Annotated in this window: 14 protein-coding genes, 1 pseudogene and 1 riboswitch; of the genes and pseudogenes, 5 read left to right on the plus strand and 10 right to left on the minus strand. The window is 73.4% G+C overall.

All coding sequences use genetic code 11. The features are described 5' to 3' along the window. The first annotated feature begins 93 nt into the window (after positions 1-93). Both SM611_RS01060 and SM611_RS01065 read left to right on the plus strand, forming a co-directional pair. Complete coding sequence (locus SM611_RS01060) at positions 94-1,158, plus strand: GNAT family N-acetyltransferase (RefSeq protein WP_371946859.1); 1,065 nt, start codon at positions 94-96, stop codon at positions 1,156-1,158. Next, complete coding sequence (locus tag SM611_RS01065) at positions 1,142-1,912, plus strand: class I SAM-dependent methyltransferase (RefSeq protein WP_371946860.1); 771 nt, start codon at positions 1,142-1,144, stop codon at positions 1,910-1,912. Before SM611_RS01060 ends, SM611_RS01065 begins: the two co-directional genes overlap by 17 nt. Here SM611_RS01065 and glyA read toward each other — a convergent pair. From glyA to gap, 8 genes and pseudogenes are all read right to left on the minus strand, one after another. Then, the gene (gene glyA / locus SM611_RS01070) at positions 1,909-3,180 is read right to left on the minus strand and encodes a serine hydroxymethyltransferase (protein WP_371946861.1); all 1,272 of its coding nucleotides are present in this window, start codon (positions 3,178-3,180) and stop codon (positions 1,909-1,911) included. The two genes, SM611_RS01065 and glyA, sit on opposite strands and share 4 nt — an antisense overlap. Positions 3,181-3,233: 53 nt before the next feature. After that, a riboswitch (ZMP/ZTP riboswitch) is annotated at positions 3,234-3,320 on the minus strand. A 92-nt stretch (positions 3,321-3,412) separates the two neighbouring features. Further along, positions 3,413-4,213: pseudogene (locus tag SM611_RS01075) on the minus strand (DMT family transporter); the annotation flags it as partial. Positions 4,214-4,343: 130 nt separating this feature from the next. Next, positions 4,344-4,814, minus strand: coding sequence for an Lrp/AsnC family transcriptional regulator (locus SM611_RS01080; RefSeq protein WP_371946863.1), 471 nt, complete (start codon positions 4,812-4,814; stop codon positions 4,344-4,346). A gap of 310 nt (positions 4,815-5,124) precedes the next feature. Continuing rightward, positions 5,125-5,496 carry an RNA polymerase-binding protein RbpA gene (locus SM611_RS01085; RefSeq protein WP_371945493.1) on the minus strand — a complete coding sequence of 124 codons (372 nt, stop codon included), beginning with the start codon at positions 5,494-5,496 and terminating at the stop codon, positions 5,125-5,127. A gap of 81 nt (positions 5,497-5,577) precedes the next feature. Then, positions 5,578-5,820 carry a preprotein translocase subunit SecG gene (gene secG, locus SM611_RS01090; protein WP_346046783.1) on the minus strand — a complete coding sequence of 81 codons (243 nt, stop codon included), beginning with the start codon at positions 5,818-5,820 and terminating at the stop codon, positions 5,578-5,580. Between the two features lie 137 nt (positions 5,821-5,957). Next, positions 5,958-6,752 carry a triose-phosphate isomerase gene (gene tpiA, locus SM611_RS01095; RefSeq protein ID WP_371946864.1) on the minus strand — a complete coding sequence of 265 codons (795 nt, stop codon included), beginning with the start codon at positions 6,750-6,752 and terminating at the stop codon, positions 5,958-5,960. 3 nt (positions 6,753-6,755) lie between these two features. Beyond that, positions 6,756-7,943, minus strand: a complete 1,188-nt coding sequence (locus tag SM611_RS01100; RefSeq protein WP_371946865.1) for a phosphoglycerate kinase — start codon at positions 7,941-7,943, stop codon at positions 6,756-6,758. 150 nt (positions 7,944-8,093) lie between these two features. After that, positions 8,094-9,101 carry a type I glyceraldehyde-3-phosphate dehydrogenase gene (gap, locus tag SM611_RS01105; RefSeq protein ID WP_371946866.1) on the minus strand — a complete coding sequence of 336 codons (1,008 nt, stop codon included), beginning with the start codon at positions 9,099-9,101 and terminating at the stop codon, positions 8,094-8,096. A gap of 234 nt (positions 9,102-9,335) precedes the next feature. Between gap and SM611_RS01110 the strand changes: the two genes are divergently transcribed. Genes SM611_RS01110 through SM611_RS01120 form a run of 3 tightly spaced genes read left to right on the plus strand, consistent with a single transcriptional unit; the run spans position 9,336 to position 12,554 of the window. Then, positions 9,336-10,082, plus strand: coding sequence for a hypothetical protein (locus tag SM611_RS01110; RefSeq protein ID WP_371946867.1), 747 nt, complete (start codon positions 9,336-9,338; stop codon positions 10,080-10,082). Next, positions 10,079-11,350 (plus strand): hypothetical protein, encoded by a 1,272-nt coding sequence (locus SM611_RS01115; RefSeq protein ID WP_371946868.1) that lies wholly within the window; start codon positions 10,079-10,081, stop codon positions 11,348-11,350. The genes SM611_RS01110 and SM611_RS01115 overlap by 4 nt, the downstream gene beginning before the upstream one ends. After that, positions 11,340-12,554, plus strand: a complete 1,215-nt coding sequence (locus tag SM611_RS01120) for a hypothetical protein (RefSeq protein ID WP_371946869.1) — start codon at positions 11,340-11,342, stop codon at positions 12,552-12,554. Before SM611_RS01115 ends, SM611_RS01120 begins: the two co-directional genes overlap by 11 nt. 92 nt (positions 12,555-12,646) lie before the next feature. On the opposite strand, the gene whiA is transcribed toward SM611_RS01120, so the two are convergent. Together whiA and SM611_RS01130 are read right to left on the minus strand one after the other, a co-directional pair. Further along, the gene (gene whiA / locus SM611_RS01125) at positions 12,647-13,627 is read right to left on the minus strand and encodes a DNA-binding protein WhiA (protein ID WP_371945485.1); all 981 of its coding nucleotides are present in this window, start codon (positions 13,625-13,627) and stop codon (positions 12,647-12,649) included. 61 nt (positions 13,628-13,688) lie between these two features. Next, positions 13,689-14,666, minus strand: a complete 978-nt coding sequence (locus SM611_RS01130) for a gluconeogenesis factor YvcK family protein (protein ID WP_371946870.1) — start codon at positions 14,664-14,666, stop codon at positions 13,689-13,691. Between the last annotated feature and the right edge of the window lie 21 nt (positions 14,667-14,687).

Raw genomic sequence — 14,687 nt, forward strand, 5'->3', positions numbered from 1 at the left:
GGTGACGTAGCGGTCGCGTAACACGGGTCGGCCAGCCTTGCGGGCGACCCCACCGGGCGCACACGGCGCCCGGCCCCCCGGAGGGAACGTTCCATGCCGCTGTTCCGCATCCGCACCGAGATCGAGGACAGGCCCGGACGCCTGGCCCTGCTCACCGCCGCGCTGGGCCGGCGGGGCGCCAACATCCTCGGCCTGTCCGTCCAGATGGACGCCGAAGGGGTCGTGGACGAGTTCATCGTCGACGTCCCGCACGGCGGCCCCGGCGCCCGGGAGCTCGCCGAGACGCTGGGCGCGGCGGGCGGGGCCCGCACCTCCGTCCTTCCCGCGCGCCCGCACGAGCTGGTGGACGAGCCGACCCGCGCCCTCCTGCTGGCGTCCCGGCTGCGGTCCGAGCCGCACGCCCTGCCCGGGGTCCTCGCCGAGCTGCTGCGCGCCGACGAGGCGGGCTGGGCCGAACCCGGCGTGCCCGAGCCGGACCGCTGCGTCCTCCTCGTCCCGGCGAGCGGCCGCCGCGTGCGGCTGCGCAGGTACGGGCTGCCGTTCACCGCGACGGAGGCGGCGCGGGCGGACGCCCTGGTGCGGACCGCGCTGCCCGCCGCGCCGCGCCGTCCCTCCCGCCGCCGGATGACGCTCCGCGACGGCACGCAGGTCGTCGTCCGGCCGATCGAGCCGCGCGACGCGGACGCCGTCCGCGCGCTGCACGAGCGCTGCTCCCTCGACAGCCGCAGGATGCGCTACTTCAGCTCGAAGCCGTACCCGACGCAACGGGTGTTCGAAGGATTCTGCGACCCGGCGCGCGGCCTGACGCTGGTCGCCGAGGGCGCGGACGGGTCGCTGCTCGCGATGGCGCACCTCGTCCACGTCATCGATCCGGGCGTCGCGGAGGTGGCGTTCCTGGTCGAGGACGCCTGGCAGGGCCGCGGTCTCGGGCGCGGCCTCGCCGAGCTGATCCTGGCGGTGGCGCACGACCGCGGCCTGGTGGAGCTGCGCGCGACGGTGCTCACCGCCAACACGCGGATCCGGCGGCTGCTCGGCTCGCTCGGCGGCCGGGCGCGGCACACCGAGGACGCCGCGATCCTGGAGATCAGGCTGCGGCCCGGCGCCCGTCCCGGCGGCGCGGAGGCGCTGGCAGGATGGCCGGGTGAGCGGCATCTATGACGACCCCGGGGCCTACGAGCTGGCCTGCTCGTTCCGCGACGTGGCCGCCGAGGCCGACGTCCTGCTCGGCTGGTGCGCCGAGCACGGCCTGAAGCCCGCGACGGTGCTGGAACTGGCCGCCGGGCCGGCCGAGCACGCCCGCGAGTTCGGGCGCCGCGGCCTCGCGGCGACGGCGCTCGACCTGAACCCGGCGATGTGCGCCTACGCCGCCCGCCCCGGCGCGCGGATCGAGGTCGTCCAGGACGACATGACCCGGTTCGACCTCGGCCGCCGGTTCGACCTCGTCGTCACGATGCTCGACTCGACGTCCCACCTCATGACGCTGGACGCGTTCGTCGCGCACCTGCGCCGCGTCGCCGCGCACCTGTCCCCCGGCGGCCTCTACATCGTGGAGATGTCGCACCCCCGCGACCGGCTGGGCGGCGAGCCCAGCGTCAGCACCGGCTGGACGGTCGAGCGCGGCGGCGTCCGGGCGAGCGTGCGGTGGGGCGAGCCGTCCGACCGGCTCGACCCGGTCACCCAGATCGCCGACGACCACGTCACGATGACGATCACGGAGGGGGACGCCACGCGGGTGATCCGCGACGTCGTCCCCTACCGCTTCTGGACCGCCACCGAGCTGGACGCCGCGCTCCGCCTCGCCGGCGGCCTCGGCGTCGTCGCCCGGTACGGCGACTTCGGGACCGGCGAGGACGCCGTGGCCCTCACCGACCCCGAGGCCTGGCGCATGATCACCGTTCTGCGCGGCGCCTAGCGCGGCGTCGCCCAGCCCGGCATCGGGTAGGACGCCAGCAGTTCCCGGATCTCCCCGGCGACCCGCTCGACGACCGTCCCGTCGTTGCCGGCGGCGGCCTGCACGACCTCGTCGATCCACGCCGCCACCTGCGGCATCTGCCCCTCGGCGAGGCCGCGGGTGGTGATCGCGGCGGTGCCGAGCCGCAGCCCGGACGGGTCGAACGGCTTGCGCGGGTCGAACGGGACGGCGTTGTAGTTCAGCTCGATCCCCGCGCGGTCGAGGGCCTGCGCGGCGGGCTTGCCCGCGACGCCCTTGTTCGTCAGGTCGATCAGGATGAGGTGGTTGTCGGTGCCGCCGGAGATCAGGTCGTAGCCGCGGTCGGCCAGCGCGGCGGCCAGCACCTTCGCGTTCGCGACGACCTGCCGCGCGTACCGGGCGAAGCCCGGCTCCGCCGCCTCCCGCAGCGCGACCGCGATCGCGGCGGTCGTGTGGTTGTGCGGGCCGCCCTGCAGGCCCGGGAACACCGCCTTGTCGATCGCCTTCGCGTGCTCGGCCGTCGACATGACCATCGCGCCGCGCGGGCCGCGCAGCGTCTTGTGCGTGGTCGTGGAGATCACGTCGGCGTGCCCCACCGGGGACGGGTGCGCGCCGCCCGCGATCAGCCCCGCGATGTGCGCGACGTCGGCGGCGAGCACCGCGCCCGCCTCGCGGGCGATCTCCGCGAACGCCGGGAAGTCGATCGTCCGCGGGATGGCGGTGCCGCCGCACCAGATGAGCTTCGGCCGCTCCTTCAGCGCCAGGTCGCGGACCTGGTCCATGTCGACGCGGCCGGTGTCGGCGCGCACGTCGTAGCGGACGGGGCGGAACCACGTGCCGGTGGCCGACACCGACCAGCCGTGCGTGAGGTGCCCGCCCATCGGCAGCGACAGGCCCATCACCGGGTCGCCGGGCTCCAGGAACGCCATGTAGACGGCGAGGTTCGCGGGCGACCCCGAGTACGGCTGGACGTTGGCGTGCTCGACGCCGAAGAGCTCCTTCGCCCGCCCGATCGCCAGCAGCTCGATCGGGTCGACGTTCTGCTGCCCCTCGTAGTACCGCTTGCCGGCGTAGCCCTCGGAGTACTTGTTCGTCAGCACCGACCCGGTGGCCTCCAGGACCGCCGGGGACACGTAGTTCTCGGACGCGATCAGCCGGATCTTCTCGTACTGGCGGCGGGCCTCCGCCTCCACCAGCCCGGCGATCTCCGGGTCGCTGCTCTGCAGATGGGGTACGGGCGGTTCGTGCATCGTGAGCCTCCGCGCTGCTCGCGCCGGGACTTCGGGCGCCCCGGCGAAGGGGACCCGTACACCCAGGCGCGCGGCGTGCGGACTAGTTTCGCTCCCCGGTGGTCGTCTCCACCTTGACTGCGCCAGTCACGTGATCGCCATCATATCGGGCCGGCCGCGCCCGTGCCGGGACGGAGACGACGAACAGCCCGCCCAGCAGGAGCAGCGATCCCGCCGCGACGGGGAGCGAGAGGCGCTCGCCGAGGACCGCGATGGCGAGACCCGACGCCACCAGCGGCTCGGCGAGGCTGAGCGTCCCGGCGGCGGCCGCCGTCACCCCGCCGAGGCCGGTGACGAAGAACATGTACGCGGCCGCGGTCGCCGCGATCCCGAGCCAGCCGACCAGCAGCGCCGAGCGCGGCGCGGCGAGGGCGGGCAGTTCCGCGAGCGTCCAGGGCAGCAGTGCCGCTCCCCCGGCCAGCAGCGTGACCGACACGGCCGCGGCCATGCCCGCGTCCCGTCCCGTGAGGACCTTGGCGGACACGGTGTAGACGCCGAAGCACGTCCCGCCGGCGAGGCTCAGCAGGATGCCCACCGGGTCGACGCCGACGGTGGACCCGGGCAGCATCAGCAGCGCGACGCCGCCGATCGCGGCCGCCGTCCCGGCCCACCACCTGCGGCTCAGCCGGGTCCCGAGGACGAGCCGCTCGCACAGCCCGGTCGAGACCGGCGCCAGGCCGAACACCACGGCGGTCGCGACGGCGGCGCCGGTGCGGTCGACGGCGCTGAAGAACGCCGCCTGGAACGTCCCGGTCGCGGCGGAGGCCGCCAGCAGCGGCGGCCACGTGCGCCGCCCGAGCGTCACGAACGCGCGCCGGTTCGCCACGAGCGCGAGCAAGGCCAGGATCAGCCCGCCGGACAGGATCCGCGCCCCGCCGACCGCGACCGGCCCGGCGGCGGGGGCGGCCAGCACCTGCGCGGGCCCGACGGACCCCCAGAGCACCCCGGCAGCGAGCACCAGCATCGATCCGGAGGCATTGCTTCGTCGGTCCATGCGTCGGACGCTAGAAGAAGATGCGGCCCATCTGTTCAGCAGCCGTCGTTCGTTCGACCCAGAGGGCTGCGGCCGTCACACGTTCGTTCTGATCGTGGCGAAGGGGCAGCCCGGCGCAGGACGTTCGGGACTACCGCCTGTCCGGCGATGGAAGTTCGGACTGCTCCACCGCCTGGACGTGGTCGTAGACGACCGTGGTGCGGACGTCCACGAACTCCTTGCGCCGCGCCAGCCGGTCGAGCACGAAGTCGCGCAGGTACGCGGTGCTCGGCACCGCGACGTGGACGAGCAGATCCTCGTTGCCCGTCACCACGAACACCCCGACGGTCTCGGGCATCGCGGCCATGCCGTCCCGGGCCGACTCGATCGCCTCCCGCGACTGCGGCCGGATCCGGATCGAGATCAGCGCCTGCACCCCGCGGCCGAGGCGCTCGAAGTCGACCGCCGCGTGGAATCCGGTGACGACTCCCCGGGACCGCAGTGCCCGCGTCCGCTCCAGGGCCGTGGACGGCGCGATCCCCACCGCCTCGGCCAGCTCCCGGTTCGTCTGCCGCCCGTCCCGCTGCAACCGCCGCAGGATCGCCTGGTCGACCGCGTCCACCCGTCGCCTCCGAATCGTCCGCCGGTGCCGAACTCCCGCGCGCGAACCACGCCCGCGAGCCTCATATCCCGAAGAATATTCGACGGGAGGCGGTCCCTGCTCGTGGCGGCGCTTCCGCGGGGGCTCAGGCCCGGCGCCTGGACGCCTCATGGAGGGACAAAGCCGGAGATAGCCAGCACGGTGCTGGTGTCCACCGACGACCGCCTCTGCGCCCCCGACCGCTGACGCCGCGTCCCCGCCCCCGAAACGGCGTGCGGCCCGGTCCCCTTCGCAGGGGCCGGGCCGCACGGATGCCTGTGCGGAGGGCGGCTCAGCGGGCCGCGGCCTCCATGGCCTTCTTGACGGCGGCGCGCTTCTGGCGGAGCTTGGCGAGCGCCTCCTCGAGGATGGCCTCGCCGTCCTCGTCGCTGCGGCGCTCCTTCACGTAGGCCAGGTGCGTCTTGTACGGCTCGGTCTTCGGCGGCGCCGGGGGGTTCTCGGAGTCCTGACCGGCGGGGAACCCGCAGCGCGGGCAGTCCCACGTCTCGGGGACCGCGACGTCCGTCGCGAAGCTGGGGCGGGTCTCGTGCCGGTTGGCACAGTAGAAGGTCACCCAGACGCGGGGGGCGGCGTCGCCGCGCTCCGCCTCTCCCATCGGACCGGCCCCGACACGGCTGCCCCGAATCGCGTTGCCACTACCCACGGATAACTCCTCGCTCGGTGTTCCGCCGCCGCCCGTGACCTCCTGGGGCGGCGCGGTGATCGCATGTGTCAGACGGGTGGCTCAGCCGACGCCCTTGTGCTTGAACAGCAGCCCCAGCACGACGATGGACGCGAACCACAGCACCCCGACGCCGACGGTCAGCCGGTCGAGGTTGCGCTCGACCACGGACGACCCGCCCAGGGACGACGAGACGCCGCCGCCGAACATGTCCGACAGCCCGCCGCCCTTGCCCTTGTGCATCAGGACGAGGACCACCATCAGCAGGCTCGTGACGATGAGCACGATGGACGATGCGATGATCACGATTCTTCAACGCCTTTGTCTGTAGGTCGGGACGGAGGGTCGGGCCGGGCGGTTTACCCGTCAGCTACGAAGGGTACGACGAACTACCCGCTGGTTCGGCAAGAACCCCCAGTTCAAACTGAATTGATCAGTTTTGATCAGACGGGGAGCTCCCGGTACCGGCAGATTTTGACGAACTCTCCCGGGTCCAGGCTGGCGCCGCCGACCAGGGCGCCGTCCACGTCGTCCTGCGCCATCAGCTTGGCGACGTTGCCGCCCTTGACCGAACCGCCGTACAGGATACGCACCTCGTCGGCCACCCCGCCGTCGTACAGCTCGGCGATTCGCGTCCTGATCTCGGCGCACACCTCCTGCGCGTCCTGCGGGGTGGCGACCTCGCCGGTGCCGATGGCCCAGACCGGCTCGTAGGCGATCACGGTGCGGCGCGCCTGCTCGGCGGTGATCTTCTCCAGCCCGCCGTCGAGCTGGGTGAGGCAGTGCCGGACGTGCTCGCCCGCCTTGCGGACCTCCAGGCCCTCGCCCACGCACAGGATCGGGGTGAGGTCGGCGGCGAGCGCCGCCCGCGCCTTGGCGTTGACGACGGCGTCGTCCTCCGCGTGGTACTGGCGGCGCTCGGAGTGCCCCACCACGGCGTAGGTGCAGCCGAGCTTCGCCAGCATCGCGGCGGAGATCTCGCCGGTGTAGGCGCCGGAGGCGTGCTGGGAGACGTCCTGCGCGCCGTACTGGATCCCGAGCCGGTCGGCGTCGATCAGCGTCTGCACGGAGCGGATCGCGGTGAACGGCGGGATCACCGCAACGTCGACGGCGTCGTAGTCGGGCTCCTTGAGCGCGAACGCCATCTTCTGGACGAGCGCGATCGCCTCGAGGTGGTTGTTGTTCATCTTCCAGTTGCCGGCCATCAGCGGCTTACGGGAAGGGGTAGCGGGGGCCATCGGTCAGTCCTCCAGAGCCTGCAGGCCGGGCAGCGTCTTGCCTTCGAGGTATTCGAGGCTGGCGCCGCCGCCGGTCGAGATGTGCGAGAAGGCGGCCTCGTCGAAGCCGAGCTGCCGGACGGCCGCGGCCGAGTCGCCGCCGCCGACCACGGTGAACGCGCCCGAGTCGATGAGGCCCTGCGCGACGGCGCGCGTGCCGTGCGAGTACGGCTCCATCTCGAACACGCCCATGGGGCCGTTCCAGAACACCGTCCGGGCGTCGGCGAGGCGCGCGGCGAACAGCTTGCCGGACTCGGGGCCGATGTCGAGGCCGAGCCGGTCGGCCGGGATCGCGCCGGCGGCGACCACGGCGTGGTCGGCGTCGGCCGCGAACGCGGTGGCCGCGACGATGTCGACGGGCAGCACGAACTCGACGCCGGCCTCCTCGGCCCGCCGCAGGTAGTCGCGGACGGTGCCGAGCTGGTCCTCCTCCAGGAGGCTCTTGCCGACCTCGTGGCCCTGCGCCTTGAGGAAGGTGAACACCATGCCGCCGCCGATCAGGATGCGGTCGGCCTTGCCGAGCAGGTTGTCGATGACGCCGAGCTTGTCGGACACCTTGGACCCGCCGAGCGCGACCGCGTAGGGGCGCTCGACGTCCTCGGTGAGCCGCTTCAGCACCTCGACCTCGGCGGCGATCAGCCCGCCGGCCGCGTGCGGGAGCCGCCGCGGCACGTCGTAGACGGAGGCGTGCTTGCGGTGGACCGCGCCGAACCCGTCGCCGACGTAGACCTCGGCGAGGGCGGCCAGCCGGTCGGCGAGCGCGCCGCGCTCGGCGTCGTCCTTGCTGGTCTCGCCCGGCTCGAAGCGCAGGTTCTCCAGCAGCGCGACGCCGCCGTCCGCGAGGCCCTCGGCGGTGGCGCGGGCGGAGTCGCCCACGACGTCGGACGCGAACGCCACGTCCGCGCCGAGCAGCTCGCCGAGCCGCCGGGCGACCGGCGCCAGCGAGAACTCGGGCTTGACCTCGCCCTTGGGACGGCCGAGGTGGGCGCAGACGATGACCTTGGCGCCCTTGGCGCGCAGCGCCTCGATCGTCGGGAGGCTGGCCCGGATCCGCCCGTCGTCGGTGATGGCGCCGTCCCGCAGCGGGACGTTCAAGTCCGCGCGGACGAGCACCCGCCTTCCGGCGACGTCGAGATCGTCAATGGTGCGCATCGGGATGCGATGTCCTTCCCTGCACGGCCGCGCCGTGGCCGCGCGCCCATCCTGGGCGCGGCGGCCACGGCGGAGACGGCTTGTCGAACGGTCGGGGTCAGGGTTCGTCCGGGGGCGGCCCCCAGACCCCCGGCTCCGCCCGAACGGCGATCAGAGCTGCGAGCCGACGAGCTTGACGAGGTCCACGAGGCGGTTGGAGTAGCCCCACTCGTTGTCGTACCAGCCGACGACCTTCACCTGGTCGCCGATGACCTTGGTCAGCCCGGAGTCGAAGATGCAGGACGCCGGGTCGGTGACGATGTCGCTGGAGACGATCGGGTCGTCGGTGTAGGTGAGGTAGCCCTTCAGCGCGCCGCTCTCGGCGGCGGCCTTGAACGCCGCGTTGACCTCCTCGACCGTGACCTCGCGGGACACGTTGACGGTCAGGTCGGTGGCGGAGCCGGTCGGCACCGGGACGCGCAGCGCGTAGCCGTCCAGCTTGCCCTTCAGCTCGGGCAGCACGAGGCCGATCGCCTTGGCGGCGCCGGTGGAGGTCGGCACGACGTTCAGCGCGGCGGCGCGGGCGCGGCGCAGGTCCTTGTGCGGCGCGTCCTGCAGGTTCTGGTCCTGCGTGTAGGCGTGGATCGTCGTCATCAGGCCCTTCTCGATGACGAAGTTGTCGTGCAGCACCTTCGCCAGCGGGGCCAGGCAGTTGGTGGTGCAGGACGCGTTGGAGATCACCGTGTGCGCCGCGGGGTCGTACTTGTCGTCGTTGACGCCCAGCACGAGGGTGACGTCCTCGTTCTTGGCCGGCGCCGAGATGATCACCTTCTTGGCGCCGTTGTCGGCGTGCACCTTGGCCTTGGTGGCGTCGGTGAAGAAACCGGTGGACTCCACGACGACGTCCGCGCCGACGTCGCTCCACTTCAGGTTGGCGGGGTCGCGCTCGGCGAACGCCTTGATCGCCTTGCCGCCCACGACGATCTCGTCGGCGGTCGCGCGCACGTCCTCGGGGAAACGGCCGAGGATGCTGTCGTACTTGAGCAACTGGGCGAGCGTGGCGTTGTCGGTCAGGTCGTTGACCGCCACGATCTCGATGTCGGCCCCGCTCGCCTTCACAGCGCGGTAGAAGTTGCGGCCGATCCGGCCGAACCCGTTGATGCCTACTCGGATGGTCACGGAACGGCTCTCCCTCACGTCGTATCGCCCGGCTCGGGCCGGACTGTTAACTGCGGTGGACCCGGGGTCCTCCCCGCTCTCGACCCTATCCAATGACTCGCGGGTAGCCCGACACCGGCGGTGTGGGTTTTCACGGGTGAGACGGGCGTCCCCCGGCCGGGGGATTCCTCCGCTTGTACCCCAGCTCACGGCATTCGTCGATCATCACTACACTCGCCGTCCATGTGGCGCGGCATGTCTGTCCTGGTGATCGGTGCTTTGCTCGCGTGCGTGCCGGTGCCCGCCGCGGGCGCCGCGGGCGCCGTGCTGGAGCGTGCGAAGCCGGTGAGCCGCATCGACCACCTCATCGCGGAACTGCGCCGCGACCCCGTCTACGTGACCGATCACGCACCGCGTGCGCTGCCGGCGGACGCGGCCGGGCGGATCAAGAAGGCCGTCGCCCGGCTCGGCGTCCCCGCCTACGTCGCGGTGACGCCGACGGTGCTCGCCGACGGCTACGGGACGGAGGACCTCGTCCCGCTGCTGCACGACGACCTCGGCCGCCCGGGCGTCTACATCGTCGCGGACCCGACGAGCCCGTCGTTCACGGCCGTCCAGTACGGCGGCGCCACGCTCCCGGTGAAGGACGCGATGTGGGCCACGGCGTCGGAACTGCCGTCCGACGCGGGCGCGGTCGCGATGGTCGAGCGGTTCGTGGAGATCGTCCTGTCCGGCCGCGCCAAGGAGCGGCGGGAGGCCGGCGGGCCGCGGCCGAAGTCGAAGACGCGCATCGCCCTGGACGCCCACGACCGGTCGGAACGGGCCGCGAGCCGGGCCGAATGGCGTGCTTTCGCCACCGGTACCGCGCTCAGCGGCGGCGCGCTCCTCCTCCTCCTGCTCCTCTTGGCGTCCTACCGGAACCGGAGGCGGAAGGCACGGGCCGGAAAGACGCGGAGCAAGGCCAGGCCGGTTTCCGCGGCGGGCGGAAGGAAGCGCCGGTGAACGCCATCGCCCGGATTCTCGTCCTCACGGCCGTCGCCGTCGTCGCACCGCTGCTCGCGGCGGCGCCCGCGGCCGCGAGCGAGCCGGTCCCCGCCTACGCGCAGCACAGGCTGGAACGCGTCGCGGCGGCGCTCGCCGAGGACCCCCTCTTCGTCGACCCCGACATGGCCTCGGCGCTGGACGAGGCCGGACGCGCTCGCGTCCGGGAGGCGATGCGGTCGGCGGCGGCCGTGCTCGGCACGCCCGTCTACGTGGTGGTGATCCCCAACAAGTCGGAGTCGGAGAGCCAGGGCAGGGACGACGTGTTCCTGCACTGGCTCCACGACAGGCTCCGGCGCGACGGCCTCTACGTGCTCGTCAACTCGTCCTCCTGGTTCGAGGAGAAGGCGTTCGGCGTGCCGCGCCGGCTGTACTCCATCGAGGACGACACCGCGGACCGGCCCGCCGACACCGAGAACCGGTTCGCCGACCTCGCCGACCGGCTGTCCGCCCGGCTGCGGGTCATCCGGGACGCCCGGTCCGGGCCCCCGGACACCCCCCGCCTCTACAGCACGCCCGACCCGTTCGGGCAGGAGGACCGGCTGCGGCCGGCCGAGGCCGAGACCAGGGCCCCCTTCCTCACCGGCCTGCTGCTCGCCGGCCCGGTCGCCGGCCTCACCCTGTACGGCGCGGGCGTGGGCGCCGCAGCGTACCGGCGGCGGCGCCGCGAGCCCCGCCCGGTCCCCGCCATCGCCACCGTGGAGGCCCGCCCGGGTGCGCCCGCCGAGCCGTCCATGAAGTGGCTGCGCCGCATGGGCCGCCGGGAACTGGACCGGCTGCGCGCCCTACTGCCCAAGAGCACCGGGAACCCGGGCCGCGAGTACGCGGTGTCCGCCTATGACGTCGCGCAGATCCTCTACGACGACGCGGGCGACGATCCCGGCAGGTCCCTCGACCTCGTCGGCACGATCGTCCTGGCCCGGCTGGGACGGGCGGCCCTCGTCCACAAGACCGAGAGGCCCCCGGCGCCCTGCTACGTCAACCCGCTGCACGGCACGTCGACGCAGAACCGGAAGCTGCGGCTGGGCACGGCGGGCCCCAGGCGGCGCCGCGTCTGCGCGGCGTGCGGAGGCCGCGGCACGGCGGAGCTGGCGGCGCGGGAGCTGAAGGTCCCCGGCCCGGACGGGCCGCGCCCCCACCACACCATCGCCGGGGTCTGGAAGGACACCGCCTTCGGGGCCGACGGCGATCTGATCCGGCGCATCCAGGAGTATCTCGGTGTCGAGTGAACCATCCCCCGGCGATCGGCTGGCCGCGGCGCTGCGGCGCTCCCCCATCTACGTCGACCCGTCCCTCGCCTCCGCGCTGCCCGAGGCGGACCGCGCACGGCTCAGCGCCAAGTTCCGCGGATTCCCCGTCCCCGTCTTCGTCGTCCTCGTCCCGCTGGTCAAGGGCGGAACCTGGAGCGACGACGACCAGCTGGCGACGGTCGTGCACGCGAAGCTCGGCAGGGACGGCGTCTACATCACGTTCAGCGACATCGGCGACGACCTGCGGGCGAAGGAGTTCGGCGGCGACCACCAGGCCCGCTACGCCGCCTGGGCTGTGGCCTTCGACCGCTCCATGGACGACGCGTCGCTCGCGGCCCGCCTCGACCGCATCGCCGACCTCATGCTGTCGGGCAACGCGAAGAAGGAGTACGACCGCCAGTCGGCGCTGATCCAGAAGCGCGCCCAGGAACGCCGCTCGGAGTCGGAGCCGGAGGAGGACCCGTCGTCCGGCGGCTCCTCGGCCGTGCCGCTCACTCTCGGCGCCGCGGGCGTCGCGGCCGCCGCCGGACTCGGCGGCCTCCTCCTGTGGCGGCGCCGCCGCATGGCGTCGGCGCACCGCGCGGGCAGCGCGCTGCTCCTGCCCAGGACGGTCTTCTCCACGGCGAAGCGCGCCAGCGAGGACCAGCTCCGCGAGCAGACGTCCCGCGAGGTCATCGCCTTCGGCGAGCTCCTCGACACCACCGACGTGCCCGTCTCCGGGGAGCGCGCCGGCGACCTGATGACCAGGGCGCTGGACGCCTACCAGGCGGCCTCCAAGACGCTGGACCGGGCACGCGGCGTCCCGGACCTGGCGGGCGTCCTGGTCCTGCTCGACCAGGGCCACGACGCGCTCGCGTCCGCGCGGGCCGTCGCCGCGGGCGAGCCGGAGATCCCGCCGAGCCCGCTCTGCTTCTTCAACCCGCTGCACGGCGACGCGGCCACCAGGATCGAATGGCGCCCCATCGGCTCCCGCCGCCGCCTGCGCGTCCACGCCTGCCGCGACTGCGCCCGCGCCGCCCGCGCGAAGGAGACCCCCGACATCCTCATGGACCGCCGTGACGGCCGCGACGTCCCCTATTTCGAGGCCGACCCGTCCGAGAGCGTCTGGGCCGAAACCGGCTACGGCCACCTCCGCGACGACCTGATCCACCGAGTCCTCAGAGGCGACCTGAACCCCAAATAACCCGGGGAACACGCCCCCTCTTGGACCGCAACAGCGGCGCGAGGATCGCCTGCGTCGCAACGGGGGATTGGGGGGTCGCGCCCCCCAGTGAATTACGGCGCGAGCATGTCGGCGGTCAGGTTGGCGTCGGTGCCGGGGATGCCCTGGTCGCCGGCGCGTTTGTCGGCCATGGCGAGGAGGCGGCGGATGCGGCCGGCGATGGCGTCCTTGGTGAGGGGCGGGTCGGCGAGCTGGCCGAGTTCCTCCAGGGACGCCTGCTTGTGCTCCAGGCGGAGGCGGCCGGCGTTGACGAGGTGCTCGGGGGCGTCGTCGCCGAGGATCTCCAGGGCGCGGGCGACGCGGGCGCCGGCGGCGACGGCGGCGCGGGCGGAGCGGCGGAGGTTGGCGTCGTCGAAGTTGGCGAGCCGGTTGGCGGTGGCGCGGACTTCGCGGCGCATGCGGCGCTCTTCCCAGGCGAGGACGCTGTCGTGCGCGCCGAGCCGGGTGAGGAGGGCGCTGATCGCGTCGCCGTCGCGGACGACGACGCGGTCGACGCCGCGGACCTCGCGGGCCTTGGCGTGGATCTTGAGGCGGCGGGCGGCGCCGACGAGGGCGAGCGCGGCCTCGGGGCCGGGGCAGGTCACTTCGAGGGACATGGACCGGCCGGGCTCGGTGAGCGAGCCGTGCGCGAGGAACGCGCCGCGCCAGGCCGACTCGGCGTCGCAGGCCGCCCCCGCGACCACGTGCCGGGGCAGGCCGCGGACGGGCCGGCCGTTGCCGTCGATGAGGCCGGTCTGCCGGGCGAGCGACTCGCCGTCCCGGAAGACGCGGACGACGTAGCGGTTGCCCTTGCGCAGTCCGCTCGGCGCGAGCACGACGACCTCGGAGGTGTGTCCGAACACCTCCGCGATGTCCTTGATCAGGCGCCGTGCCGCGACCCCGGTGTCGATCTCGGCCTCGATCACGATTCGCCCGCTGACCAGGTGCAGGCCGCCCGCGAACCGCAGCAGCGTCGAGACCTCGGCTTTGCGGCAGCACGGCTTCATGACCGTGAGCCTGCTCAGCTCGTCCTTGACCACACCGGTCATCGCCATCTGATGAACCCTCCCCCTATCGGACTCCCAGCAGTGTGGCCGATTTCGGCCCCGCGGGTCGTCACTCGCTGAAGATCTGTACGAAGGCTTGGGCCAGCCGGGCGGGTTCATGACGCGGCGAGCCGTCGTCGGCGGCGACGTCGGCGAGGACGAGGCGCCCGCCGAGGGCTTGGACGGCCTTGTCGAGCGCGGCCGGGTCGTCCACCACGTCGCGGTCGGCGACGACGACGTCGACGCGCAGGTCCGGGGCGTGCGCCTGCAGGACCTCCAGGTGGGTCTGCGGTGAGAAGTCGTCGGTCTCGCCGGGTTGCGGCGCGAGGTTCAGCGCGACGACGCGGCGGGCGCGGGCGGTGGTGAGGGCGCGGGCCAGCGCGGGCACTTTGAGGTGCGGCAGGACGCTGGTGAACCAGGAGCCGGGGCCGAACACGATCCAGTCGGCGTCGTCGACGGCGTCGAGGGCCTCCTGGCAGGCGGGCGGGTCGGCGGGGACGAGCGACACGCCGAGCACCCCGCCGGGCGTCTTCGCGCACGCCACCTGCCCTTTGACATGGGTGATCTCGTCGGGGCGGGCCGGGTCGGCGCCGCGCACCTCGGCGACGATGTCGAGGGGGACGGCCGCCATCGGGAGGACGCGGCCGTGCGCGCCGAGCAGCCGGCCGACCCAGTCGAGCCCGGCGACGGTGGAGCCGGACGCGTCGGCGCCGCCGAGCAGTTCCCACAGAGCGACGATGAGGAGGTTGCCGACGGCGTGGTCCTTCAGGTCGCCTTCGCTGCGGAACCGGTGCTGGACGACGTCGCGCCAGGTCTGGCCCCATTCGTCGTCGCCGCAGAGGGCGGCGAGCGCCATCCGCAGGTCGCCGGGCGGCAGCACGCCGAGTTCGCGGCGGAGCCGGCCGCTGGAGCCGCCGTCGTCGGCGACGGTGACGATCGCGGTCAGCCGGTCGGTGACGCGGCGGAGCGCCGACAGCGAGGCGTAGAGGCCGTGGCCGCCGCCGAGCGCGACGACCTTCGGACCCGCGTCCGGGCCAGGGGACTTCACCGTGCCGTTTCTCTCCTCGTC

The organism is Actinomadura monticuli (genome assembly GCF_041463655.1).
Lineage (GTDB): Bacteria > Actinomycetota > Actinomycetes > Streptosporangiales > Streptosporangiaceae > Spirillospora > Spirillospora monticuli.